Origin of the sequence: Sphingosinithalassobacter sp. LHW66-3, from assembly GCF_050703275.1 — a bacterium.
Taxonomy (GTDB): Bacteria; Pseudomonadota; Alphaproteobacteria; order Sphingomonadales; family Sphingomonadaceae; genus Sphingomonas.
The window spans coordinates 2,977,752-3,002,944 of record NZ_CP193482.1 but is presented as its reverse complement, the minus strand read 5'-3'; the positions used below and the strand labels follow the sequence as shown (position 1 = coordinate 3,002,944).

Annotated in this window: 23 protein-coding genes and 1 tRNA gene; 16 read left to right on the top strand and 8 right to left on the bottom strand. The window is 68.3% G+C overall.

Translation table 11 applies throughout. The annotated features are described in order from the left end of the window. Window positions 1–51: 51 nt before the first annotated feature. Together ACQ450_RS14780 and ACQ450_RS14775 are read right to left on the bottom strand one after the other, a co-directional pair. The gene (locus ACQ450_RS14780) at window positions 52–741 is read right to left on the bottom strand and encodes a UTRA domain-containing protein (protein WP_431469850.1); all 690 of its coding nucleotides are present in this window, start codon (window positions 739–741) and stop codon (window positions 52–54) included. After that, entirely contained in the window at window positions 738–2,075 is a 1,338-nt protein-coding gene (locus ACQ450_RS14775) for a formimidoylglutamate deiminase (protein WP_431469849.1), read from the bottom strand. The genes ACQ450_RS14780 and ACQ450_RS14775 overlap by 4 nt, the downstream gene beginning before the upstream one ends. 60 nt (window positions 2,076–2,135) lie before the next feature. Here ACQ450_RS14775 and hutI point away from each other — a divergent pair, with 60 nt between their 5' ends. The 5 genes from hutI to ACQ450_RS14750 are packed head-to-tail and all read left to right on the top strand — an operon-like array spanning window position 2,136 to window position 8,647. After that, window positions 2,136–3,353, top strand: coding sequence for an imidazolonepropionase (gene hutI / locus ACQ450_RS14770; protein WP_431469848.1), 1,218 nt, complete (start codon window positions 2,136–2,138; stop codon window positions 3,351–3,353). Beyond that, window positions 3,350–4,876, top strand: coding sequence for a histidine ammonia-lyase (hutH, locus tag ACQ450_RS14765; RefSeq protein WP_431469847.1), 1,527 nt, complete (start codon window positions 3,350–3,352; stop codon window positions 4,874–4,876). Before hutI ends, hutH begins: the two co-directional genes overlap by 4 nt. Further along, window positions 4,873–5,688, top strand: a complete 816-nt coding sequence (gene hutG / locus ACQ450_RS14760) for an N-formylglutamate deformylase (RefSeq protein ID WP_431469846.1) — start codon at window positions 4,873–4,875, stop codon at window positions 5,686–5,688. Before hutH ends, hutG begins: the two co-directional genes overlap by 4 nt. Further along, complete coding sequence (gene hutU / locus ACQ450_RS14755) at window positions 5,685–7,349, top strand: urocanate hydratase (RefSeq protein ID WP_431469845.1); 1,665 nt, start codon at window positions 5,685–5,687, stop codon at window positions 7,347–7,349. The genes hutG and hutU overlap by 4 nt, the downstream gene beginning before the upstream one ends. A 41-nt stretch (window positions 7,350–7,390) precedes the next feature. After that, window positions 7,391–8,647 carry an alpha-hydroxy acid oxidase gene (locus ACQ450_RS14750; RefSeq protein WP_431469844.1) on the top strand — a complete coding sequence of 419 codons (1,257 nt, stop codon included), beginning with the start codon at window positions 7,391–7,393 and terminating at the stop codon, window positions 8,645–8,647. On the opposite strand, the gene ACQ450_RS14745 is transcribed toward ACQ450_RS14750, so the two are convergent. Then, on the bottom strand, window positions 8,632–9,009 hold the full coding sequence (locus ACQ450_RS14745; RefSeq protein WP_431469843.1) for a sensory rhodopsin transducer: 378 nt from the start codon (window positions 9,007–9,009) through the stop codon (window positions 8,632–8,634). The genes ACQ450_RS14750 and ACQ450_RS14745 overlap by 16 nt on opposite strands. Before the next feature lie 105 nt (window positions 9,010–9,114). Between ACQ450_RS14745 and ACQ450_RS14740 the strand changes: the two genes are divergently transcribed. From ACQ450_RS14740 to ACQ450_RS14710, 7 genes are all read left to right on the top strand, one after another. Continuing rightward, window positions 9,115–10,899, top strand: coding sequence for a thiamine pyrophosphate-requiring protein (locus ACQ450_RS14740; RefSeq protein WP_431469842.1), 1,785 nt, complete (start codon window positions 9,115–9,117; stop codon window positions 10,897–10,899). A 6-nt stretch (window positions 10,900–10,905) separates the two neighbouring features. Next, a complete protein-coding gene (locus tag ACQ450_RS14735) occupies window positions 10,906–11,757 on the top strand; it encodes a hypothetical protein (RefSeq protein WP_431469841.1) in 852 nt (283 codons plus the stop codon). After that, complete coding sequence (locus ACQ450_RS14730; RefSeq protein WP_431469840.1) at window positions 11,750–12,394, top strand: gluconate 2-dehydrogenase subunit 3 family protein; 645 nt, start codon at window positions 11,750–11,752, stop codon at window positions 12,392–12,394. Before ACQ450_RS14735 ends, ACQ450_RS14730 begins: the two co-directional genes overlap by 8 nt. Beyond that, window positions 12,384–14,030, top strand: coding sequence for a GMC family oxidoreductase (locus ACQ450_RS14725; RefSeq protein WP_431469839.1), 1,647 nt, complete (start codon window positions 12,384–12,386; stop codon window positions 14,028–14,030). Before ACQ450_RS14730 ends, ACQ450_RS14725 begins: the two co-directional genes overlap by 11 nt. 26 nt (window positions 14,031–14,056) lie before the next feature. Continuing rightward, window positions 14,057–15,070 (top strand): SDR family oxidoreductase, encoded by a 1,014-nt coding sequence (locus ACQ450_RS14720; RefSeq protein ID WP_431469838.1) that lies wholly within the window; start codon window positions 14,057–14,059, stop codon window positions 15,068–15,070. Further along, window positions 15,067–16,863: a glycoside hydrolase family 15 protein gene (locus ACQ450_RS14715; RefSeq protein ID WP_431469837.1), complete on the top strand. Its 1,797-nt coding sequence runs from the start codon at window positions 15,067–15,069 to the stop codon at window positions 16,861–16,863. The genes ACQ450_RS14720 and ACQ450_RS14715 overlap by 4 nt, the downstream gene beginning before the upstream one ends. A gap of 49 nt (window positions 16,864–16,912) precedes the next feature. Then, window positions 16,913–16,986 (top strand) — tRNA-Gly (locus tag ACQ450_RS14710). Between the two features lie 39 nt (window positions 16,987–17,025). Here ACQ450_RS14710 and ACQ450_RS14705 read toward each other — a convergent pair. After that, on the bottom strand, window positions 17,026–17,781 hold the full coding sequence (locus tag ACQ450_RS14705) for a competence/damage-inducible protein A (RefSeq protein ID WP_431469836.1): 756 nt from the start codon (window positions 17,779–17,781) through the stop codon (window positions 17,026–17,028). A 64-nt stretch (window positions 17,782–17,845) separates the two neighbouring features. On the opposite strand from ACQ450_RS14705, the gene map reads away from it, so the two are divergent. Then, window positions 17,846–18,673: a type I methionyl aminopeptidase gene (gene map, locus ACQ450_RS14700; RefSeq protein ID WP_188054445.1), complete on the top strand. Its 828-nt coding sequence runs from the start codon at window positions 17,846–17,848 to the stop codon at window positions 18,671–18,673. On the opposite strand, the gene ACQ450_RS14695 is transcribed toward map, so the two are convergent. Beyond that, a complete protein-coding gene (locus ACQ450_RS14695) occupies window positions 18,664–18,915 on the bottom strand; it encodes a hypothetical protein (protein WP_188054444.1) in 252 nt (83 codons plus the stop codon). The genes map and ACQ450_RS14695 overlap by 10 nt on opposite strands. 276 nt (window positions 18,916–19,191) lie before the next feature. On the opposite strand from ACQ450_RS14695, the gene ACQ450_RS14690 reads away from it, so the two are divergent. Together ACQ450_RS14690 and glnA are read left to right on the top strand one after the other, a co-directional pair. After that, window positions 19,192–19,530 (top strand): P-II family nitrogen regulator, encoded by a 339-nt coding sequence (locus ACQ450_RS14690; protein WP_188054443.1) that lies wholly within the window; start codon window positions 19,192–19,194, stop codon window positions 19,528–19,530. 183 nt (window positions 19,531–19,713) lie between these two features. Continuing rightward, window positions 19,714–21,126: a type I glutamate--ammonia ligase gene (gene glnA / locus ACQ450_RS14685; protein ID WP_431469835.1), complete on the top strand. Its 1,413-nt coding sequence runs from the start codon at window positions 19,714–19,716 to the stop codon at window positions 21,124–21,126. Window positions 21,127–21,347: 221 nt separating this feature from the next. Here glnA and ACQ450_RS14680 read toward each other — a convergent pair whose 3' ends face one another. Both ACQ450_RS14680 and ACQ450_RS14675 read right to left on the bottom strand, forming a co-directional pair. Next, complete coding sequence (locus ACQ450_RS14680) at window positions 21,348–22,529, bottom strand: zinc-dependent alcohol dehydrogenase (protein ID WP_188054441.1); 1,182 nt, start codon at window positions 22,527–22,529, stop codon at window positions 21,348–21,350. After that, window positions 22,529–23,167: an SRPBCC family protein gene (locus tag ACQ450_RS14675; protein WP_431469834.1), complete on the bottom strand. Its 639-nt coding sequence runs from the start codon at window positions 23,165–23,167 to the stop codon at window positions 22,529–22,531. The genes ACQ450_RS14680 and ACQ450_RS14675 overlap by 1 nt, the downstream gene beginning before the upstream one ends. A 152-nt stretch (window positions 23,168–23,319) precedes the next feature. Between ACQ450_RS14675 and ACQ450_RS14670 the strand changes: the two genes are divergently transcribed. Next, on the top strand, window positions 23,320–23,937 hold the full coding sequence (locus ACQ450_RS14670; RefSeq protein ID WP_431469833.1) for a flavodoxin family protein: 618 nt from the start codon (window positions 23,320–23,322) through the stop codon (window positions 23,935–23,937). A gap of 261 nt (window positions 23,938–24,198) precedes the next feature. Here the strand turns inward: ACQ450_RS14670 and ACQ450_RS14665 are convergent, their stop codons facing one another. Then, complete coding sequence (locus tag ACQ450_RS14665; protein WP_431469832.1) at window positions 24,199–25,173, bottom strand: quinone oxidoreductase family protein; 975 nt, start codon at window positions 25,171–25,173, stop codon at window positions 24,199–24,201. Between the last annotated feature and the right edge of the window lie 20 nt (window positions 25,174–25,193).

Sequence of the window (25,193 nt, the reverse complement as noted above, 5' to 3'; positions counted from 1 at the left end):
CGCCCAACGCGCGAATGCCGAAATCGGCGCAACGCGCACGAGATGGCGGCGCTACCCCGACGCGAACGTCTCCACCAGATCATAGCGATCGCCGGGGAAGGTCTGCCGAACATAGGTCACCGGCCGATCGCCGCGCCATGTCCAGCGCTCGATCTGAAGACAGGCGCTCCCCCGCGCGATTTCCAGTGCCGCAGCCGTGGCCGGGCTCGCGCCGACGGCGCGCACGCGATGCCGGGCCTCGCTCCAGGGCACGTTCACGAGCAGCCAGCTGCCCGGCGCCACGTCGGCGAACTCCGCCGCCTCGGCAGCGGGCACGCTGGCGCAGTCGATCCAGCGCTGTTCCCAGCCGAACGGAGCAGCGGCGGCATGATGGATGCCGCGCACCGCCAGCCAGCGGTCGCCGCGCCCGTCGGTGACTTCGGCGGGGAGCTCCGCATCTTCCTCGCGCCCGATCAACTGCCAGCGATGCGGTTCGCCGCGTTCGGCCAGCAGCGCGGCGATGTCCGGCACGCCGACGACCGCCGAGCGAACCTGCGGCTGCGCGACGAACGAGCCGGCCCGCCGCCGCCGCTCGATCAGCCCCTCGCGCGCCAGCCGCGTCAGCGCCTTGTTCGCGGTCGCGCGCGCGCAGCCGTAGCGGGTGGCCAGTTCGGCCTCGAACGGGATACGCTGACCCGGCAGCCATGCGCCCGATCGGATGCGGTCTTCAATATCGCGCCGGATCCGCTCCTCGATCGTCATGCGTCGAGCAGCCGCCCCAGCGTCGCGGCATAGCGCGCGCGGATCGCCTCGCGGCGGAGGTGGCGACCGCCCGCGACTAGCTTCGCGCCGCCGCGCCACACGCAGTCGATCGCTCCGCGCCCGGCGAAGATCCACCCGTCGAGCAGCGCGTCGCCCGACCGCCCGATCAGAGCGGGATCGCCGGCATCGAGCGCAACGATGTCCGCCGCCTGCCCCTCCGCCAGCCCCGCCGGCGCGCCGAGCGCGGCCGCGCCGCCCGAAAGCGCGGCTCGAAAGAGCGCAGCGCCGCTCCCCAGCACGCAGCGCTGCCGCCGCGTCAGCCGCTGGCCATATTCTAGCAGCCGCAGTTCCTCGGCGGCGTCGATCCGCACGTTCGAATCGCTGCCCACGCCGATTGCGCCGCCCTCCGCCAGATATTCCGCCGCCGGAAAGATGCCGTCGCCGAGGTTCGCCTCGGTGATCGGGCACAGCCCCGCCACTGCGCCGGACCGCCCGAGCGCGGAGCGCTCGTCAGCCGTCACATGCGTGGCGTGCACCAGGCACCAGCGTTCATCGACCGGCGCCGCGTCGAGCAGCCACTCGACCGGCCGCCGTCCGCTCCAGGCGACACAATCCTCCACTTCGCGCAGCTGTTCGGCGATGTGGATGTGCACCGGCCCGTCGGGGCACAGCGGCAGCAGCGCCCGCAGCGCGTCCGGCGTGACGGCGCGCAGGCTGTGCGGCGCAATTCCCACCCGCGCGTCCGGCAGCGTCGCCACGGCGGCACGCGCGCCCTCCAGCAGCCGGTAATAGCCGTCGATGTCGCTGATGAAGCGGCGCTGCGCCGCCCCCGGGGCCGCACCGCCGAACCCGCCATGCGCGTAGAAGACCGGCAGCAGCGTCAGCGCGATTCCGCTCGTCTCGGCCGCTGCGGCGATTCGCTCGGCCATCTCGGCGGGTGCGTCATAGCGCCTGCCCGCCGGATCGTGGTGCAGATAATGAAACTCGCCGACGCGCGTGAACCCCGCTTCGAGCATCTCGGCAAAGGCGATCGCGGCGATCGCCTCGACATCCTCGGGCGTCAGCCGGTCGAGGAAGCGGTACATCAGCTCGCGCCAGCCCCAGAAATCGTCCCCCTCGCCGCGCCGCGCCTCGGCCAGCCCTGCCATCGCCCGCTGAAAGGCGTGGCTGTGGAGGTTGGGGAGACCGGGAACACCGATCGCGCACCGTTCGGCGCCTTCGCCGGGCTGTGTGCCGCACGCCAGCGTGGCGATCCGCCCGCGCTCCAGCGTGACCGTAACGCCGCGCTCCCAGGCATCTCCGACCAACGCCGTTTCAAACCATAGCGCGCGCATGCCGCACCTCCCGTCAAATATGTCTAGACATATTCGCGCGAGTGGCCAAGTCTGTCGCATATGGCCTCCGACGAGTCTCCCCGCTGCGACCGGATGTGGCACGGCGCGCGACTGCTCCCGCTGACTGCTGACGGTGCGCGCGCGATCGACGACGGCATCGTCGCCGCACGCGACGGGCGGATCGTCTATGCCGGCCCTGCGGCAGAGGCGCCGCCGCTCGACGCGGCCGAACGCATCGCCTGCGACGGCCGCTGGATCACGCCCGGCCTGATCGACTGCCACACCCATCTCGTGCATGCGGGCAACCGTGCCGGCGAATTCGAAGCACGGCTCGAAGGCGCCAGCTATGAGGAGATCGCCCGGAACGGAGGCGGCATCCGATCGACGATGACGGCAACCCGCGCCGCAAGCGAGGCCGATCTGGTCGCGCAGAGCCTGCCGCGGCTCGACGCGCTGCTCGCCGAAGGAGTTACCACGGTCGAGATCAAGTCGGGCTACGGCCTCGCCCTCGACGACGAGGCGAAGATGCTGCGCGCGGCCCGGGCACTTGGCGAGACGCGCCGCGTCCGTGTGCGCACCACCTTCCTCGGCGCCCATGCGCTTCCACCCGAATTCGAAGGCGACGCCGACGATTATGTCGCCCATGTCTGTGAGACGATGCTTCCCGCGATCGCGCAGGCCGGGCTTGCCGACGCCGTCGATGCCTTCTGCGAAGGGATCGGCTTCACTCCCGCGCAGACCGACCGCATCTTCGCTGCCGCCGCCGGTCACGGCCTGCCGGTGAAGCTCCACGCCGAACAACTGTCGAACCAGCACGGCGCCGCGCTTGCCGCCCGCCACGGCGCCCTTTCCGCCGATCACCTCGAGCATCTCGACGCCGAGGGGGTCGCCGCCATGGCCCGCGCCGGTACGGTCGCGACGCTGCTTCCCGGAGCCTTTTACTTCATGCGTGAAACCAAGCTGCCCCCGATCGAGGCGCTGCGCGCGGCGCGCGTACCGATCGCGCTCGCCACCGATTGCAATCCCGGAACCTCGCCGCTCACCTCGCTGCTGCTCGCGATGAACATGGGCGCGACGCTGTTCCGTCTCACCGTCGAGGAGTGCCTCGCCGCCGTGACTCGGAACGCCGCCCGGGCGCTCGGCCTGCACGAAGTCACGGGCTCGCTGGAAACCGGCAAGGCATGCGATCTTGCCATCTGGAACGTCGATACGCCCGCCGATCTCGTCTATCGCATCGGCTTCAATCCGCTGCACGCGCGCGTGGTGGCGGGCGCATGAGCGGTCTCCAGATCAAACCTGGCGCCGTTCCGCTGGCCGATTGGCGGGCGATCTATCGCGGTGCGGTGCCCGGGCTTCGCTCCGACGCACAGGCGGCGATCGCCTCGGGCGCGCGCGCCGTCGCGGCGATCATCGATCGGCACGAACCGGTTTATGGGATAAACACCGGCTTCGGCAAGCTCGCCAGCATCCGTATCGGCGACGAGGATCTCGAGAAGCTCCAGCGCAACATCGTGCTCAGCCATGCCGCCGGAGTGGGCGCGCCCCTTCCCGCCGCGATCGTGCGGCTGATGCTGGCGCTCAAGCTCGCCAGTCTTGCGCAGGGCATCTCGGGCGTGCGCATCGAAACCACTGCGCTGCTGGCGGCGATGCTCGACCGGGATCTGCTGCCGGTGATCCCCGGCCAGGGTTCGGTCGGCGCCAGCGGCGATCTCGCCCCGCTTGCGCATATGGCGGCGGCGATGATCGGCGCGGGCGATGTGACGTGGCAGGGGCGCACGCTTCCCGCCGCCGAAGGGCTGCGCGCCGCCGGGCTCGAACCGCTCACGCTCGGGCCGAAGGAAGGGCTGGCGCTGCTCAACGGCACGCAATTCTCCTGCGCCCATGCGCTTGCCGCGCTGTTCGAGGCCGAGCGGCTGTTCCAGTCGGCGCTCGTCACCGGCGCGCTTTCCACCGAAGCCGCCAAGGGCTCGGACACGCCGTTCGACGGGCGTATCCATCATGCCCGCGGCCATCGCGGCCAGATCGAAAGCGCGTCGGCGCTGCGCACGCTGATGGCCGGCTCGGCGATCCGCGACTCGCATCGCGAGGCGGACGAGCGCGTCCAGGATCCCTATTGCCTTCGCTGCCAGCCGCAGGTGATGGGCGCCTGCCTCGACTTGCTGCGCCAGGCCGCGGCCACGCTGGCGATCGAGGCGAACGGCGTCACCGACAATCCGCTCGTCTTCGCCGAGACGGGGGAGGCGCTGTCGGGCGGCAATTTCCACGCCGAGCCGGTGGCCTTCGCGGCCGACATGATCGCGATGGCGCTGTGCGAGATCGGCAGCCTTGCCGAGCGGCGCGTGGCGATGCTCGTCGATCCGGCGCTCTCGGGCCTCCCTGCCTTTCTCACGCCGCGCCCGGGGCTGAACTCGGGGTTCATGATCCCGCAGGTGACTGCGGCCGCGCTCGTCTCGGAGAACAAGCAGCAGGCCTATCCCGCCAGCGTCGATTCGATCCCCACCTCGGCCAATCAGGAGGATCATGTTTCGATGGCGGCGCACGGCAGCCGGCGGCTGATCGGCATGGCCGAGAATCTCGCGAACATCCTCGGCATCGAGCTGCTCGCCGCGGCACAGGGCTGCGATTTCCATGCGCCGCTGCTATCGAGCGACGCGCTGGAGCGCACGCGCGCGTGCCTTCGCGGGCGCGTGCCGCACCTCGCGGATGATCGCCATTTCGCGCCCGATATCGCCGAGGCGACTGCGCTGGTGCGCAGCGGCGCGCTGCTGGAGGGCCTGTCCCTGCCCGGAGTGACCGAATGAGCGCGGACTGGCTCGACATCACGCGCGGCGATGCGCCGCTGATCGTGTCGATCCCGCACGCCGGAATCGACATTCCCGAGGATATCGCGCGCGATCTCGTGTCGGTGGAGCGTGCGCGGCGCGACGCGGACCTCCATGTCGATCGGCTCTATTCGATCGCGCGGGAGTTCGGCGCGACGATCGTCCGCACCGCGATTTCGCGCACCGTCGTCGACGTGAACCGCATGCCCGACGGCGAAACGCTCTACCCCGGCCAGTTCACCACCGGCCTCTGCCCCGCCGTCACCTTCGATGGCGAGCCTTTGTACCTGCCGGGCCGCGAACCGGATGAAGCCGAGATCGAGCGCCGCCGCGCCGCCTGGTACCAGCCCTATCATGACGCGTTGCGTGCCGAGGTCGATCGGCTGCGCGGCGGGCACCCGCGGCTCGTGCTCTATGACGCTCATTCGATCCGCAGCCTCGCGCCCAAGCTGTTCACCGGCGAGCTGCCGCATTTCAACATCGGCACCAACGACGGTCGCTCCTGCGCCCCGGGCCTGACGCAGGCAGTCGAACAGGCCTGCGACGCAAGCGACTTCACGCGCGTGACGAACGGGCGGTTCAAGGGCGGCTGGATCACGCGCCACTATGGCTGGCCGCGCGCCGAACGGGTGCACGCGATCCAGATGGAGCTGGCGATGCGGACCTATCTCGACGAGGTGCCGGCGGCCGAGTGGCCGCCGCTATGGGATGCAACGCGCGCCGAGCCCTGCCGCGACGTGCTGCGCCGGGTGCTCGCGGCCTGCATCGACTTCGCCGGGGAAAGGGAATGAGCCGCACCGACAACAGCCGCCGCATCCGCGCGCCGCGCGGCCCGCGCCTCTCGGCGAAGAGCTGGCTCACCGAAGCGCCGCTGCGGATGCTGATGAACAACCTCGACGCCGAAGTGGCCGAGGCGCCCGAGAGTCTGGTCGTCTACGGCGGCATCGGCCGCGCCGCACGCGATTGGGAGAGTTTCGACCGGATCGTTGCTGCGCTCCAGCGGCTCGAAGGCGACGAGACGCTGCTCGTTCAGTCGGGCAAACCGGTCGGTGTCTTCCGCACCCACGCCGATGCGCCGCGCGTCCTGATCGCCAACTCCAATCTTGTGCCCAGATGGGCGGACTGGGAGCATTTCAACGCGCTCGATCGCAAGGGGCTGATGATGTACGGCCAGATGACGGCCGGCTCGTGGATCTACATCGGCAGCCAGGGCATCGTTCAGGGTACCTACGAAACCTTCGCCGAAATGGGCCGCCGGCATTATGGCGGCGGCTGGTCGGGCAAGTGGATCCTCACGGCGGGCCTCGGCGGCATGGGCGGCGCCCAACCGCTTGCCGCGAGCATGGCCGGCGCCTCGTGCCTTGCGATCGAATGCCAGCCGAGCCGGATCGAGATGCGGCTGCGGACCCGCTATCTCGATCGCTCGGCGTCGAGCATCGACGAAGCGCTCGAGATCATCCGCAGCTCGGATCGCCCGGTCTCCGTCGGCCTGCTCGGCAATGCCGCCGAAGTGCTCCCCGAACTCGTCCGCCGCGGCGTGCGACCCGATGCGGTCACCGACCAGACCTCGGCGCATGATCCGCTCAACGGCTATCTCCCGATCGGCTGGACGCTCGATCAATGGGCGGAAAGACGCGAAACGGCGCCCGCCGAAGTCGAAGCCGCCGCGCGCAAGTCGATGGCGGTGCATGTCGAGGCGATGCTCGCCTTCCACCGCATGGGTATCCCCACCGTGGATTACGGCAACAACATCCGCCAGGTGGCGAAGGACGAAGGCGTGGCGGATGCCTTCGCCTTCCCCGGCTTCGTCCCGGCCTATGTCCGCCCGCTGTTCTGCCGCGGCATCGGCCCGTTCCGCTGGGCGGCGCTCTCGGGCAATCCCGAGGACATTCATCGCACCGACGCGAAGGTGAAGGAACTGCTGCCGCATGACGCGCACCTCCACAATTGGCTCGACATGGCGCGCGATCGCATTGCGTTCCAGGGGCTGCCCGCGCGCATCTGCTGGGTCGGTCTCGGCGACCGCCACCGGCTCGGCCTCGCCTTCAACGCGATGGTGGCGAACGGCGAGCTCGAGGCGCCGGTGGTGATCGGCCGCGACCATCTCGACAGCGGCTCGGTTGCCAGCCCCAACCGCGAGACCGAAGCGATGCGCGACAGCTCCGACGCGGTTTCGGACTGGCCGCTGCTCAACGCGCTGCTCAACACCGCCGGCGGCGCGACCTGGGTGTCGCTGCATCACGGCGGCGGCGTCGGCATGGGCTATTCGCAGCACGCCGGGATGGTGATCGTCGCCGACGGCACGCCCGAGGCCGCGCGCCGGCTGGAGCGCGTGCTGTGGAACGACCCCGCCTCGGGAGTGATGCGTCACGCCGACGCGGGCTATCCGGAGGCGCTCGATTGCGCGGCGGAGCACGGGCTCGACCTGCCGGGGATCGTCGGCGCCCGCTAGGCGCGGAACCGCGAGGGCGCATCCGCGCGTTGGTCGGGTCGATGGCCGCATCGCACCGCCACGATCTCGCGCAGCTGGACGGCACGCCGCGCCGCCGGCTCTACACCGGCGCCGATCTCGCCCGCGCGCGCACGATCGAGGACCTCCGCGCCCGTGCGCACCGCAAGATGCCGCGCTTCGTCCTCGAATATCTCGAAGCCGGCACGGGCGAGGAAACGACTCTCGAGCGCGAGCGCGACGCCTTGGCCGAATGGCGCTTCCTGCCGCGCACGCTGACCGACGAGAGCGAGCGCGACGTGCGCGGCACGCTGCTCGGCACGCGCGCCGCAATGCCGCTCGCGGTGGCGCCCACCGGCCTCAACGGCATCTTCCGCCGCCACGGCGACCTGGCGCTTGCCGAAGGCGCCGCACGGGCGGGCGTGCCGTTCGTCCAGAGCACCATGTCGAACGATCGCATGGAGGATGTCGCGCGCGTCCCGAACCTGCGCCACTGGTGGCAGCTCTATGTCTTCGGCGGCGAGGAGGTCTGGCAGTCGCTGGTCGACCGCGCCGAGGCCGCCGGATGCGAGGCGCTGGTGCTCACCACCAACGCGCAGCTGTTCGGTCGCCGCGAATGGTATGCCCGTACCCGCGCGACCAAGACGCGGCCCTCGCTTGCCACGCTGGCCAACGCGGCGCGCCACCCGCAATGGGCGCTGCGCACCTTCAGCCACGGCATGCCCGCCTTCGTGAACGTGCGCGATCATGTGCCGAAGGATCGGCGCGGCTTCTTCGACAGCGCCTTCTGGATCCGCGAGCACATGCCCAAGGCGCTCTCCTGGGAAACGGTCGCGAAGATCCGCGACCGCTGGAAGCGACCGTTCCTCCTCAAGGGGTTGCTTCATCCCGACGACGTGCGGCGTGCGCTCGACGCCGGAGTGGACGGCGTGATCCTCGGCAGCCACGGCGGCCGCCAGGCGGAGTCGTCGGTTTCCGCGCTCGACGTGATCGCCCCTGCCCGCGCGATCGTCGGCGATCGGATCGCGCTCTACATGTCGGGCGGAATCCGCCGCGGATCGGACATTCTGAAGGCGCTCGCGCTCGGCGCCGACGCGGTGCTCGCCGGACGCGCACCGCTTTACGGCCTCTGCGCGGGCGGCGCCGACGGCGTGCACCGCGCGCTCGAGATCCTGCGCGACGAGATGCGGAACGAACTGGGCCAGATCGGCGCGCCCTCGCTGGCGCATGTCGGGCGCGAGATGCTGGTGCGGACCGACTCGCTGCCGCTCCCGTCCGAAGCCGCTCAGCCGACGGGATAGGCCATGGTGGTCATCAGCGCGATCTCGGCGGCGCGGCTGTCGAGCCGCGTATGCTGCACCACTACGGCCACATCGCTCTCGATCACGCTGGCATAGCTTTTTCCCACCGGCACCGGCTCGGGATCGTCGAGATCGTTGAACCGCAGGTGCAGCGTCCGCCGCGCCTTCACGGTCACGCGATAGGGTCCGGCCGGTTCGCGATCGGTGAAGAACAAGGTCAGCGTCACCTGCGCATCGGTGTCGCCGCTGTTGAGGATACAGGCGGCCTCGTGGCTCATCAGCGCGTGATCCGCCCCGGCCATGCTGCCGTCGGGAATATAGCCTTCCGCGATCACCCAGCGCGTCCTTCCGATCGCCTCCATTCTCGATCTCCATCGGTACCAACCGGGAAGCGGAACGCGCACGCGCGCAACCCGTTACCAAACAGACAGCACGGAAACCGGAGCAATCTTTCGAGGAGGCGCATCATGGCGCAGACGGTCGGCGATTACGTGTGGGAACGCCTGCACGAATGGGGCGTGCGGCGCATCTTCGGCTATCCCGGCGATGGCATCAACGGACTGCTGGGCGGGCTCGACCGCGCCGGCGACAAATTCGATTTCGTACAGGCGCGGCACGAGGAGATGGCCGCCTTCATGGCCTCCGCCCATGCCAAGTTCACCGGCGAGCTGGGCGTCTGCCTCGCGACGTCCGGGCCCGGCGCCTCGCATCTGCTGACCGGTCTCTATGACGCACGGATGGATCACATGCCGGTGCTCGCGATCGTCGGTCAGCAGGCGCGCACCGCGGTCGGCGCGCATTATCAGCAGGAACTCGACATGACGTCGATGTTCAAGGACGTAGCGGGCGCCTTCACCGGCTATGCGATGGCGCCGGCACAGGTGCGCCACCTGATCGACCGGGCGGTGCGGATCGCGCTCGGCCAGCGCCGGGTGACTGCGCTCGTCTTTCCGAACGATCTTCAGGAACTCGAGATGGAACAGCCGCCGCGCAGCCATGGCGCGGTCTTCTCGGGAGTCGGCTGGTCGGCCCCGCGCGTCGTTCCCGAACCGACGGACCTTCAGCGCGCCGCCGACGTGCTCAATTCGGGCAAGAAAGTCGCGATGCTGGTCGGCGCCGGTGCCGGCAACGCCGCCGATGCAGTGATCGCCGTGGCCGACAAGCTCGGCGCGGGCTCGGCCAAGGCGCTGCTCGGCAAGGACGTCCTTCCCGACGACCTCCCCTGGGTCACCGGCTCGATCGGACTCCTCGGCACCAAGCCGAGCTGGAATCTGATGATGGAATGCGACACGCTGCTGATGCTCGGCTCGGGTTTCCCCTATTCCGAATTCCTCCCCAAGGAGGGTCAGGCGCGCGGCGTGCAGGTGGATATCGATCCCGGCATGCTCTCGATCCGCTATCCGATGGAAGTCAATCTCACCGGCGATGTGCGCTCCACGCTCGAGGCGCTGCTGCCGCTGCTCGAGGAAAAGACCGATCGAAGCTGGCGGGAGGACATCGCCGAGTGGAACGATGACTGGCGCAAGACTCTTCACGACCGCGCGATGGTCGATGCCAATCCGGTCAATCCGCAGCGCGTCTTCACCGAACTCAACACGCGGCTTCCCGATGACGTGATCCTCACCAGCGACAGCGGAAGCTGCGCCAACTGGTATGCGCGCGACCTGATGATGCGGCGCGGGATGCGCGGGTCGCTCTCGGGCGGGCTCGCCTCGATGGGCGCGGGCGTTCCCTATGCGATCGCGGCCAAGTTTGCCCATCCCACGCGCCCGGTGATCGCCAGCGTCGGCGATGGCGCGATGCAGATGAACAACATGGCGGAGCTGATCACCGTATCGAAATACTGGCACAAATGGGCCGATCCGCGCTTCATCGTGCTCGTCCTGAACAACGAGGATCTCAATCAGGTGACGTGGGAACAGCGCGTCATGGAGGGAAATCCGAAGTTCGAAGCCACGCAGACCATTCCCGATGTGCCCTATCACCGCTTCGCCGAGCTGATCGGACTGCGCGGCATCTATGTCGACGATCCCGCCGAGCTCGGCGACGCCTGGGACCAGGCGCTCGCCTCCGATCGGCCGGTGTTGGTCGAGGTCAAGACCGACCCCGAGGTCCCGCCTCTTCCGCCGCACATCACGCTGGAGCAGGCCAAGGCCTTCACCAGCATGTTCTTCAAGGGCGATCCCAATCAGGGATCGGTGCTGAAGGGCAGCGCCAAGCAGGTTCTCGCCAACGTCTTCGCGAAGGACTGATCGGCGATGCTGCAGGCGGACGCGGCCACGGCGCCCGCCCGGCTGATCGCCGGTGGCGCGACGATCCTGGGGGCTTCGGTGCTCGCCGACAGTTCGATCGAGCATTACCGTGGATCGTTTCACCACCCGGCGATGGCGGTGCCGATCATAGCCGCAGTGGCAGCGATCCGAGTGAACGCGGCCGGCGTTCGAGACCGATCATCCGTTCCCAATGAGCCGCTCCGCGATCCGGCACAGCGGCCTGAGCGTCGGCCGCGCACGCCCGCCCACGCAGCGATCGCCGCCGCCGGAGCGGCAGGCCTGGGCTTCCATGGATGGGACATCGCTCGCCGCGTCGGGCATCTGCGCTGGAGCACGCTTTTCTATGCCGCTCCGATCGGCGCTCCGGCCGCGCTGATCCTGTCCGGTGCGCTCGGCGCGGCGGCGGATGCGCTCGCCACGCGCGATCCGCGCCTAGGGCCGCTGCCCGTCGGCGGCCGTTTCGTCGGCGCGCTCGCCGTGATCGGACTTGTCGGCACCTCGGCGGAAGCGGCGCTGCTGCATTTCCGCGGCGCCTTCCACAGCCCCTGGATGTGGCTGCCCGTCACGCTGCCGCCGCTGGCGGCACTCGCCCTCGCGCGGGACACGCTTTCCGGAGTGCCGAAGGACACGAGCTGGGCACTGCTCGGTGCAACTGCGCTGCTCGGCTTTGTCGGCGCGGGCTTCCACGCGCGCGGTGTCGCGCGCAACATGGGCGGCTGGCGCAACTGGCGCCAGAATCTGCTCGTCGGCCCGCCGATCCCCGCCCCGCCCGCCTTCACCGGCCTGGCGCTCGCCGGGCTCGGCGCGCTGCTCCTGATGCGGAGGGGGCATGGCTGATCGCTTCCCCGACTATGACGTGCTCACCAAGCGCGACACGCCGAGCTGGAACGCGGCCACGCGCGAGGCGATCGACGCGCGGCTTCGGCTCGGCGAAGCCACCGGCCTGCTGACCGCCGCCCAGATCGCGACGCTGCGCGCACTTGCCGAGCGCATCGTGCCCCAGCCCGAGCACCGGGCGCCGGTCAACACGGTTGCGCTGCTGCTCGAATCGCTGACGGACGCGACCGCCGGCGAAGGCTATCGCCCGGCCGGACTGCCGCCCGCGCGCGAGGCTTGGGCGCGCGGGCTCGACGCGATCGAGGCGGAGGCCAGGCTGGTCCACGGGCGGGGCTTCGCGGCGCTGGACCCCGAGGCGGCCGACGCCCTGCTCGCCGCGATCGAGCACGGCACGGTGCGCGCTTGCGAATGGCAGCAGCTCCCGCCCCGTCTCTTCTGGTCGTGGCGGCTGCTGCCGGATCTCATCGCGGCCTATTATGCCCACCCCTCGGCCTGGAGCGCGATGGGCTTCGGCGGTCCCGCCAGCCCGCGCGGCTATGTCCGCCTCGCCGCCGATCGCCGCGATCCCTGGGAAGCCGCCGAGCGCGACGATGGACGCCTCCTCCCTGCCGCCTTTCGAAACCGGCATGCGCGCTGACGCGCTGACCACGCCCCGCGCCGCCAACGGCCGTGCGCCCGACGTCTTCGAATCGGGCGGCTGGGTGCCGATGCGCGAACATCGCGAGCAGGATGAAGTCGATTTCGCGATCGTCGGCACTGGCGCGGGCGGCGGCACGCTGGCCTGCAAGCTCGCCGAAGCCGGCTTTTCGGTCGTTGCCTTCGATGCCGGGGCCTATTGGCGCCCGCTCGAGGATTTCGCTTCCGACGAGCGGCATCAGGCGAAGCTCTACTGGACCGACGACCGCATCGTCGACGGCCCAGATCCGCTCAAGCTCGGCTCGAACAATTCGGGAAAATCCGTCGGCGGATCGACCGTCCATTTTGCGATGGTGTCGCTGCGCTTCCGTCCCGAATGGTTCAAGAGCCGGACGAAACTGGGCTATGGCGTCGACTGGCCGATCGATTGGCGCGAGATGTGGCGCTACTACGCCGAGGTCGAGGAGGCGCTGAAGATCGCCGGCCCGGTCCGCTATCCCTGGGGCCCCAAGCGGCCGCGCTACCCCTATCGCGCGCATCCGCTCAATGCCGCCGCCGAGCATCTGGCGCGCGGCGCCGAGGCGCTCGGCACCGATTGGGCCGAAACGCCGATCGCCACGCTTTCCGCGCCGCGCGGCAAGGCGCACCCCTGCGTCTATCGCGGCATGTGCGTGATCGGCTGCTCGACCAACGCCAAGCAATCGGTGCTCGTCACCTGGCTGCCGCGCGCACTGGCTGCCGGTGCCGAAATCCGCGATCTCGCGATGGTCGGCCGGATCGAGATGGGGCCGAACGGCCGCGCCACGGGCGTTCACTATCACCGCGAAGGCGAATGGCGGTTCCAGCGGGCGAAGAACGTCGTCGTCGCCGGCTATGCGATCGAAACGCCGCGGCTGCTGCTCAACTCGGCGTGCAGCCGCTTTCCCGACGGCCTCGCGAACCGATCGGGGCTCGTCGGCCGCAATCTGATGGTCCAGCTCAACCAGGCAGTGTGGGGCCAGGTCGACGAGGAGATCCGCTCGTACAAAGGGCCGCCCAGCCTCGCGATCAACGAGCATTGGAACTATGCGGACGCCGGCAAGGACTATCACGGCGGCTGGGCCTATATGAGCCAGGGTCCGCTGCCGATCAGCTGGGCGCGGTCGCTTTCGGGCGGACGCGGCCTATGGGGTCGGGCGCTGATCGACGAGATGGCGCGCAGCAACCATTCGGTCGGGCTCAAGATGGTCGGCGAAGTGCTTCCCTATGCGCACAATCGCGTCACCCTGGCCGACGAGACCGATCAATATGGGCTGCCGATCCCGCGGGTCACCTTCGCGATAGGCGACAACGAGCGCCGCATGGTCGCGCATGCGCTCGATTTCATGGAGGCAAGCCTCGAAGCGACCGGCGCGCGCGAGCGCTGGCGCGAGACCGACGATACCTGCCATCTGAACGGCACCGCACGGATGGGCTTCGACCCCGAAACCAGCGTCGTCGATGCCGATTGCCGCAGCTGGGACGTTCCCAACCTCTGGATCTGCGACGGATCGGTCTTTCCCACCGTGGGCGGCGCCAATCCCTCGCTGACCATTCAGGCGCTCGCGTGCCGCACTGCCGATCGCATCAAGGAACTCTCGCGTCGCGGTGCGCTTTGACAGGGCAAGCAACAAGCGGAGGCACCATGCGCAGCAGCCATCCCCCCGTCGTGATGATCACCGGCGCCTCGGCCGGCGTCGGGCGCGCGGTCGTGCGCGAATTCGCGAAGGACAAGGCGCGCATCGGCCTTATCGCCCGCGGGCGCGACGGGCTCGAAGCCGCGGCGCGCGAAGTGGAAGAGGCCGGCGGCGAAGCGCTGGTCCTGCCGCTCGACGTCGTCGATGCCGATGCCGTCGAGAACGCTGCCGCGAAGCTCGAGGAGCGGTTCGGCCCGATCGACATCTGGATCAACGCCGCCTTCGCCGGCGTGCTCGCGCGCTTCCTCGACATGTCGCTCACCGATTACGAACGCGTCACGCGAGTCACCTATCTCGGGCAAGTAAACGGCACCTATGCCGCGCTGAAGCGGATGGTGCCGCGCGACCGGGGCTCGGTGGTGCTTGTCGGTTCGGCGCTCGCCTATCGCGGCATCCCGCTGCAATCGGCCTATTGCGGCGCAAAGCACGCGATCCAGGGCTTTCACGATTCGATCCGAACCGAGCTGATCCACGATCGCAGCAACGTCTCGGTCTCGATGGTGCAACTGCCGGGCGTCAACACGCCGCAGTTCGACTGGATCAAGACGAACCTGCCGATGAAACCCCGGCCGGCGAGCCCGCCATACCAGCCGGAAATCGCCGCCCGCGCGATCCACTTTGCCGCGCATCACAAGCGCAAGAACATCAAGCTCGGCTGGCCCACCTGGCAGGCCATCCTGGGCGACCAGATCGCTTCCCCGCTGCTGGACCGCTATCTCGCGCGCACGGGCGTCAGCGGGCAGCAGAGTGATGAACCCGTCGCGCCGGACCGGCGGAACAACCTCTATGCGCCCGTTCCCGGCGATCATGGCGCGCACGGCCGGTTCGACGCGAATGCCCGGACGCGCAGTTCGCAGCTCTGGCTCACCACCCATCGCGGAACGGTGGCGCTGGGCGCGCTCGCCGCGATCGGCGCTGGGCTGGCAGCCGGGCTGTTCGCGCGGAGCCGCGCCGAAGGATGAGCGAGCCATCCCGCAAGCGCATCGAGGAGTATGCCCTGATCGGCGACGGCGAGACCGCCGCGCTGGTCCGCCGCGACGGCTCGATCGAATGGCTGTGCATGCCGCGCTTCGATTCGGAGGCCTGTTTCGCGGCGATCCTCGGCGACGCCGAGAACGGCTGCTGGCGCATGCGCCCGGCGGGCGAAGTCACCCGCAGCAGCCGCCGCTACCTCGACGAGACGCTGATCCTCGAAACCGAGTTCGAGACCCGGGACGGCTGCATCGCCGTGATCGATTTCATGCCGATCCGCGGCGAGGCGCCGGATATCGTGCGCATCGTCGAGGGCCGCCGCGGCAGCGTGGAGGTCTGCTCCGAACTCGCCGCGCGCTTCGATTATGGCCAGCTCCACCCGCTGGTGCGCACCTGTTCCGAGGCGCAGGTCCTGGCGATCGCCGGCCCCGACGCGATCGTTCTCGATTTCGATGAACCGATCACTTTCGAGGATCGCTGGTTCACCAGCCGGTTCACCGTGAACGAAGGCGATCGGCGCTGCTTCGTCATGACCTGGTTTCCCGCGCACGAGGCGGTTCCCGAATCGGTTCACCCCGAGAAGGCGTTCGAGGATACGCGCGGCTTCTGGGAAGACTGGGTCGCGCGGTGCAAATATGACGGCCCGTATCGAGGCGAGGTCATTCGCTCGCTCGTCACGCTGAAGGCGCTGATCCACCGGCCCACCGGCGGGATCGTCGCCGCGCCCACATCCTCGCTGCCCGAATGTCCGGGCGGCTCGCGCAACTGGGATTATCGCTTCTGCTGGCTGCGCGATTCGACCTTCCTGCTCCTCTCGTTCCTCCAATCGGGCATGTCGGCCGAAGCGCACGCCTGGGTCGGCTGGCTGCGGCGCGCCGTCGCGGGCGAGCCGATCGACGTCCAGCCTTTCTACACGGTGGGCGGCGACCGGCGGATGCTCGAGTGGCAGGCGCCCTGGCTCGCCGGCTTCAACGGCGCCACGCCGGTGCGCTTCGGCAATGCCGCCGCCGACCAGTGCCAGCTCGACATCTATGGCGAAGTGATCGACACGCTGCATTCCGCCGTGCGCCACGGCATGGAACGTACCGAAGACAGCGACGCGCTCGTCCGCCTGCTCGCCGCCGATCTCGAGAGCGAATGGCAGAAGCCCGATGCCGGCATCTGGGAAAGCCGCGGCGAACCGCGCCATTTCGTCTATTCCAAGGTGATGTGCTGGACCGCGTTCGACCGCGCCGCCTGCTGGTTCGAGGAAAGCGACCCCGAGCTGTGTTCGCACTATCGCGAACTGGCCGAGCGCGTGAAGGCACAGGTGCTCGAGCGCGGCTTCGATTCCGAACGCAACAGCTTCGTCGCCGCCTATGGCGAAACCGCGCTCGACGCGGCGACGCTACGGATCCCGCTCGTGGGCTTTCTCCCGGCGGAGGATCCGCGCGTCCGCGGAACGGTCGCGGCGATCGAAAGCGCGCTCGATCGCGACGGCTTCGTCCGGCGCTACGCGCCCGACCGGATCGAGGACGGCGTCGGCGGCGGCGAAGGCGCTTTCCTGGCCGCCAGCTTCTGGCTGGTCGACGCCTATGTGCTGCAGAACCGGCTCGAAGACGCGCGGCGGCTGTTCGAGCGCCTGTGCGCCACCGCCAACGACGTCGGCCTGCTGGCCGAGGAAGTCGGCGAGGAAGGCTTGCTCGGCAACTTCCCCCAGGCGCTTTCGCACCTTTCGCTGGTCGCGGCCGCGCTTAGCCTCGACCGCGCGGGCGGCCCGGCCCAGGAACGCGGCAGCTCCTGATCCGGCGCGCTTGACACGGTCCGGAATTCCACGCATTTCCGCCGCCCACGCGGGTGTAGCTCAATGGTAGAGCAGAAGCTTCCCAAGCTTACGACGAGGGTTCGATTCCCTTCACCCGCTCCAGCGCCGCTCCCCGTCCGCGCTGCGCGCTGACGACCCGCCTCAGATGCCGCCTTCCGTCGGCTCGCGGCCCAGCGCGCGCAGCCCCTCCGACAATGCCGTCGCGCAGGCATCCACCACCTGCTGCGACGTCGCCCGGATGACGAAATTGGCGCCCACCCGCCCTTCGCGGAAAAAGGGATAGCTGCCCACCGTCACACCGGCATGGGCGGCCTCCACTGCGCGGAGCAGCTCGGCGATCTCGCTTTCCGCCACCCAGCAGCCGATCGTCCGCGCCACCAGCGGCGCGCCGCCTTCCAGCGTGCCGGTGAGCGCGTCGAGCATCCCCGCGGCGATATGCGGCACGCCCGCCAGCACTAGGATGTTGCCGATGCGGATGCCGGGCGCGCCCGACATGCGGTTGGGGATCAGTTCGGCGCCCTGCGGCACGCGCGCCATGCGCAGCCGCGCGTCGGTCAACCCACCGCGCTCGGCATAGTGGCGCTCGAGCACCGCCCGCGCCTCGGGATGGACGACCACCGGAACGCCGAGTGCCGCCGCGATCGCATCGACGGTGATGTCGTCGTGCGTAGGCCCGATTCCCCCGGTGGTGAAGCAATAATCATAGCGGGCGCGCAGCGTGTTCACTGCCTCGACGATCGCGTCCTCGACGTCCGCCACGATCCGCACTTCGCGCAGCCGGATTCCCTGTGCGTTCAGCCACGAGGCGAGCTGCGCGACGTTGCGGTCCTGTGTGCGGCCCGAAAGGATTTCGTCGCCGATCACGGCGAGCCCGGCCGTCCAGATGCGTTCTGCCATGCTCTGTCGCATAGCCGACGCCGGCGCCCTCGCAAAGCTGCTCGGGCCGGCCTATATCGCGGCCATGACCGAATATGTGAGTGCCTCCGCCGATACGCCGCTCCACCGCACCGGCGCCATCAAGCTCCACGATGCGGAGGGGTTCGAAGGAATGCGCCGCGCCGGGCGACTGGCCGCCGAGATTCTCGATGCCGTCGTGCCGCATGTGGTGCCCGGCGCCACCACGGGCGCGATCGACGACATGATCCGCGAGCAGATGCTGGCCGCCGGCGCGGTTCCGGCAACGCTCGGCTATCGCGGCTACACGCATTCGAGCTGCATCTCGATCAATCATGTCGTCTGCCACGGAATTCCCGGCGAGCGCACCTTCAAGGATGGCGACATCGTCAACATCGACGTGACGCCTCTGCTCGACGGCTGGCACGGCGATACCAGCCGCATGTTCCTGGTGGGCGACGTGCCGCTGAAGGCGCGGCGGCTGGTCGACGTCACTTATGAATGCCTGATGCTCGGCATCGAGCAGGCGCGGCCGGGCAATTACCTGGGCGACATCAGCCACGCGATCCAGACGCATGCCGAGCGGCACCGCTACGGCGTGGTCCGCGATTTCTGCGGCCACGGCCTCGGGCGGATGTTCCATGACGCGCCGGAAGTGGTCCATGTCGGCCGCCCCGGCACCGGGCCGGAGCTGCGTCCCGGCATGTTCTTCACCATCGAACCGATGATCAACATCGGCCGCCCCGACGTGAAGCTGCTCGACGACGGCTGGACGGCAGTGACGCGCGACCGGTCGCTTTCGGCACAGTTCGAACATTCGATCGGGATCACCGAGGACGGGTGCGAGATCTTCACGACCAGTCCGAAGGGCTTCGATCGCCCGCCCTATGGCTGACGGCGGTCTGGATCCTCGGGCGCCGATGTCCAGCGCCGCAGCGTTTCCTCGGCCTCGCTGGCGGTGAAATCGCCCGCCGGGCTGCGAATCCAATATTCCTCGCGCTGGGGCAGCGGAATCGCGCGCATGCCATACGCCATGACGATCAGCGGGCCGCGCGCGACCGTCTCCACCCCTTCGGGCGCGGCAGTGCCGCAACGCCGCCGCACTAGCGCGGCGGGCATGTTGATGTCGGTGCGCATCGGGGCACTCTCAGTTCCACGTTCCTGCATCAACGTGAAGGATTGCGGTCGGTTCCTGCTGCTAATGTAGAAGCTCCGGAGCGTGCTGCTCCCCTTTCGGGCACCCCTCGTATATATGCCTATTCGCTAGGCACTTGTTGCGGGTTCCGGCCCGTGCGAGCCAAGGTTCGCCGCCATGCCGCCCCTGGCACATTTGTTGCCAAGGCGTGTGTGTTGCTAAGGCGTGTGGCGCCAACGGCGTGCGAAGGATCTCGACGTCCGAATGCGGGGGAATGCGTGAGAAAGATCGAAGCGATCATCAAGCCCTTCAAGCTCGATGAAGTGAAGGAGGCGCTGCACGAAGTGGGCGTTTCCGGGATTACCGTGACCGAGGCGAAGGGCTTCGGAAGGCAGAAGGGCCACACCGAGCTCTATCGCGGCGCCGAATATGTCGTCGATTTCCTCCCCAAGGTGAAGCTCGAGGTGGTGGTCGAGGATGGCCTTGCCGAGCGCGTGGTCGAGGCGATCGCCACTGCCGCGCAGACCGGCCGGATCGGCGACGGCAAGATCTTCGTCATGCCGGTGGAAACGGCGCTGCGCATCCGCACCGGCGAGCGCAACGAAAGCGCGATCTGAGGTGGCGGATGCGGCCGTCGGCCGATTTCGGGCGCGGCGACCGACGGCGTGCATGCGCCGATCCCGGCGCGCGCCAACGACGGTTTGACGCAGCGCAGCAATTCCGGGATGCTCGGAGACGCTGCATAACTATGTTGCCCGATTCGCAGGGTGACACGCATGATCTGGAAAGGGACTGATTAGATGGCGAACGATGCGGGCACGATCCTGAAGATGATCAAGGAGCAGGAGATCGAATGGGTCGACCTGCGTTTCACCGATCCCAAGGGCAAGTGGCAGCACCTCTCGATGGTCGCGGGCGTGATCGACGAGGACGCGCTCACCGACGGGCTGATGTTCGACGGCTCCTCGATCGCCGGCTGGAAGGCGATCAACGAGAGCGACATGATCCTCAAGCCGGATCTCGACGCCGCCTATGTCGATCCCTTCTCGGCCACGCCGATGCTGATCCTGTTCTGCGACATCGTCGAGCCGTCGACCGGCGAATGGTATGCCCGCGATCCGCGCACCACCGCCAAGCGTGCCGAGGCCTATCTGAAGTCCACCGGACTGGGCGACACCGTCTATGTCGGCCCCGAAGCCGAGTTCTTCATGTTCGACGACGTACGGTTCGAGAACAGCTACGCGACGAGCTATTACGCGATCGACGACATCGAGCTGCCCGGCAACTCGGGCAAGGAATATGAGGCGGGCAACCTCGGCCATCGTCCGCGCGCCAAGGGCGGCTATTTCCCCGTCGCCCCGGTCGACAGCGCCACCGACATTCGCGCCGAGATGGTCTCGACGATGATCGAGATGGGCCTGCCCTGCGACAAGCACCACCACGAAGTCGCCGCCGCGCAGCACGAACTCGGCCTCACCTTCGGCACGCTGGTGCAGACCGCCGACCGGATGCAGATCTACAAATATGTCGTGCATCAGGTCGCCCATGCCTATGGCAAGACCGCGACCTTCATGCCCAAGCCGATCAAGGAAGATAACGGCTCGGGCATGCACACCCACATGTCGATCTGGAACGAAGGCAATCCGCTGTTCGCCGGCAACGGCTATGCCGGGCTTTCGGACATGTGCCTCTATTTCATCGGCGGCGTCATCAAGCACGCCAAGGCGCTCAACGCCTTCACCAACCCGTCGACCAACAGCTACAAGCGGCTGGTCCCGGGCTATGAGGCACCGGTGCTGCTCGCCTATTCGAGCCGCAACCGCTCGGCGTCGTGCCGCATTCCCTATGGCGCGGGCAGCAAGGCCAAGCGCGTCGAATTCCGCTTCCCCGACGCGCTGGCGAACCCCTATCTCGCCTATGCCGCGCTGCTGATGGCGGGGCTCGACGGCATCCAGAACCGCATCCATCCGGGCGATCCGATGGACAAGAACCTCTATGATCTGCCGCCCGCCGAACTGGCCGACGTGCCGACCGTGTGCGGTTCGCTCCGCGAGGCGCTCGACAGCCTCGAAGCGGATATGGAGTTCCTGCTCAAGGGCGACGTGTTCACCCGCGATCAGGTCGAAGCCTATATCGAGCTGAAGCGCGACGAAGTGGCGCTCTGGGAAATGACCCCGAGCCCGGTCGAGTACGACCTCTACTACAGCGCATAAGCGCATCCCCGTCGCGACGGGGCGGCAGGGCGCCCGGACAGCGATGTCCGGGCGCTTCGCGTGTGGCCCCCCAATCCTGCTCGGGCTCGGCCATTTCGCGGTGCTGCTTCGCCAGCACCCGATCGGGCACGACATGCGCCAGCGCGGCCTGGAGCTTGTTCTGGAATCCCGAGACGACGTGCGCCTTGCCGTCGGTGACGACCGCAAGCTTGCCCGCCATGTCAGACCTCCATTCCGGGCTTGAGCACCACCTTGGTGAACTCGTTCTGCTTCGTCCGGAAATTGCGATAGCCGTCCGCCGCCTGCTCGAGCGGCAGCCGGTGCGAGATCAGGAAGGTCGTATCGACCTCGCCCTCGCGGATCATGTCGAGCAGCTTGGCGGTGTATTTCTGTACATGGGTCTGACCGGTCTTCACCGTCAGTCCCTTTTCCATCAGCGCGCCGATCGGGAATTTGTCGGTCATCCCGCCATAGACGCCGGGGATCGAGACGGTGCCGCCCTTGCGGCAGGCGAGGATCGCCTGCTTGAGCGCCGAAGCGCGATCGGCGCCCATGCCCACCTTCTGCTTGGCGATGTCGATCATATTGTCGACGGCAAAGCCGTGCGCTTCCAGCCCGACCGCGTCGATCACCGCATCGGGGCCGATCCCGCCGGTCATCTCCATCAGCGCCTCGCGCACGTCGCTCTCGTGGAAGTTGATCGTCTCGGCGCCCATCTGCCGGGCAAGCGCCAGCCGGTGCGGATAATGGTCGATCGAGATCACCCGCGCACCCATGATCCGGGCGCTCTGGGCGGCGAACAGGCCGACCGGGCCGCAGCCCCAGATGGCGACCACATCGCCTTCCTTGATCCCGCAATTCTCCGCCGCCATCCAGCCGGTCGGCAGAATGTCGGAGAGGAACAGCACCTTGTCGTCGTCGAGCCCGTCGTCGTCGATCACGATCGGGCCGACGTCGCTGAACGGCACGCGGACATATTCCGCCTGCCCGCCGGGATAGCCGCCGGTCAGGTGCGAATAGCCGAACAGCCCGCTCATCGGCGTGCCGTACAGCGTTTCCGACATCTCGCGCTTGTCGACCGGGTTGCTGTTGTCGCACGCGCTATATTGCTGCTGATCGCAGAAATAGCAGCTGCCGCACGAGATGGTGAACGGCACCACCACGCGCTGGCCCTTCTTCAGCGTCGATTGTGGGCCGGTCTCCACCACTTCGCCCATGAATTCATGGCCCAGAATGTCTCCCTTCATCACCGCCGGGATCGCGCCGTCGTAGAGGTGCAGGTCCGACCCGCAGATCGCGGTGCTGGTGACCTTCAGGATCGCGTCGCGCGGATTGACGATTTCGGGGTCGGGGTGCGTGTCGACACGCACGTCGTGGGTTCCGTGAAAGGTAAGTGCGCGCATCAGGCGGCCTCCTCGAGTCGATTGGCGGGGGTGGCGATCTCGCCGGTTTCCATCAGCATCTTGAAGCGCCGCAGGTCGCGGCGCGCCTGGATGGCCGGCTCGCGCTGGAACAGCTTGGCGAACGCGCGTCCGGCATTGCCGAACGGCGGGCGATACTCGATCTCGGCGGTCACATAGGTGCCGCGGTTGCCGGAGGCGTCGCGGAAGCTGATCCGGCCATTGGTCTCGATCTCCGAATCCTCCGTCGAGCGCCAGGCGATGAGCTCGCCTTCGATCTCCTGCGCGATTTCGCTCACCACGGTGACCGTCCGCCCGGCCGGAGCCTTGATCGTCCAGCGCCAGCGATTGCCGTCGAGCTTCTCGACCGCATCGATATTCTCCATGAAGCTCGGCAGATTGGTGAAGTCGCGCCAGAAGGTGTAAAGTTCGCTGCGCGACGGTTTGGCGATCGCCACTGTCTTGCCGACGATCGCGGGCGCGCCGCCGGTGCGGTGCCGTCCGCTATAGCCGGGTGCATCGTCTTCCCCCGATCGCGGACCGCTCGAACGTGTGGCGAGAAGCGCGACGCCTGCGACGCCGAGCACGCCGAGCCCTGCGGCTACACGCTGCACGGTCGCCTTTCTGGTCGTTTCGGACATCAAACCATTCTCCTGATTGGGGTTTCCGCTTGGAGCGCGTGTTGAAGGGCTAACGATCACCGGTCCTGCAGGTTGCGTTCGCTCTGGGCGCAGGCGGAACGGAGCGCATGCTCCGCGCGTCTCCCGACAATGACCAGACACGGAGGATTCCAATGGCGCTGACCGCGATCGCATTGAACTGCACCCTGAAATCCGATCCCGCACAGGATTCGTCGACCGACCGGATGATCGGCGTGCTGCGCGATTCGCTCGCGAAGCACGATGTGACGCTCAGCGAGACGATCCGGGTCGCGGCGCACGACATCAAACCCGGAGTCACTTCGGACGAAGGGCCGGGCGACGCCTGGCCCGCGCTGCGCACGAAGATCCTCGCGCATGACATTCTGATCTTCGGCGGTCCGATCTGGCTTGGTCAGATCGGCAGCGTGGCAAAACGCGTGCTCGAGCGGATGGACGCGTTCCTGTCCGAAACCGACGACAAGAGCCGCATGCCTGCTTTCGGCAAGGTCGCGCTGGCGGCTATCGTCGGCAACGAGGACGGTGCCCATTGCTCGGCGCAACAGCTCTTCCAGGCGCTCAACGACGTCGGCTGGACGATTCCCGCCAACGCCGCCTGCTACTGGGTCGGCGAGGCGATGGGATCGACCGATTTCAAGGATCTCGAGCACGTGCCCGACAAGGTTCAGCAGACCGCCGACATGGCCGCGAGCAACGCCGCCCATCTCGCGAAGCTGCTGAATCAGGCGCAATATCCCGGGGTGAGCGGCTGAACGCGCCGATCGCGCGCCGTCCCGCATCGTCTCGCGGGGCGGCAGTACGCGAACCATATCGGTTATTTTGTGCTGTCCTACACGGCGCCGATCTGCCACACCGGCGCGGTCATGCTTCGCAAATCCCGTCTGCCGATCCGCTCGTCTCGCGCGCTTTCGCCTGCGCGCGTATGCACGTGTGCGCGGGGGCGCCCGCGCGCGTTGAGGTGCGACCTTAGTGCGACCTTCGACGGAAATGCGTGGGTTTGGCCCGCGAAGCGCTCAGGGCAACAGCAGCGTCGATCCGTGGGTCTCGCCCGCTTCGATCGCGCGATGCGCCTCGGCGGCTTGCGACAGGCGAAAGCGTTGGCCGATCTCGGGGGTGAGCACCCCCTGCCCCAGCAGGTCGAACACGCGCGCAACACCTGCCGTGCGCTCTTCGGCTGTCGCATAATAGTCGAACAGCTTCGGGCGTGTGACGAACAGCGAACCATGCTGGTTGAGCGCCGCCAGCTTCACGCCTTCCACCGGGCCGCTGGCGTTGCCGAAACTCACCACCAGTCCGCGCCGCGCGGTCGATCCGAGCGAGGCCTGCCAGGTCGCGGCGCCCACGCCGTCGAGCACCACCGGCACGCCCGCGCCGCCGGTGATCTCGCGCACCCGCGCCGCCACGTCCTCCTCGTGATAGAGGATCATGTGATCCGCGCCATGCGTCCGCGCGCGCTCGGCCTTCTCCGCCGAGCCGGCGGTGCCGATCACCGTCGCGCCGAGATGCTTGAGCCATTGCACCAGCAGCGTGCCGACACCGCCCGCCGCGGCGTGCACCAGCACCGTCCAGCCCGGCTGCACCTTCGCGCAGCGCTCGATCAGGAACTCCGCCGTGCATCCCTTGAGCAGCACCGCCGCCGCGACTTCCTCGGTAATAGCACCCGGCAGCTTGAACAGGCTCTCCGCCGCCACGTTGCGCTCGGTGGCATAGGCGCCGATCGCCGGACCAAAGGCCGCCACGCGGTCACCCGGCACGAAGCCCTCGACACCGGCTCCCACGGCGATCACTTCGCCCGCCGCCTCGACGCCGAGCCCGCTCGGCAGCGCGATCGGATAGAGCCCGCTGCGATGATAGGTGTCGATGAAATTCAGCCCCGCGGCGGCGGTGCGCATCCGCACTTCGCCCGGGCCGGGATCGGGCAGGTCCACCGCCACCCACTCGATCACCTCGGGTCCGCCCGTCCGCTCGATCCGTGCCGCATGTGCCATCGCCGGTCTCCTTCCTCGCG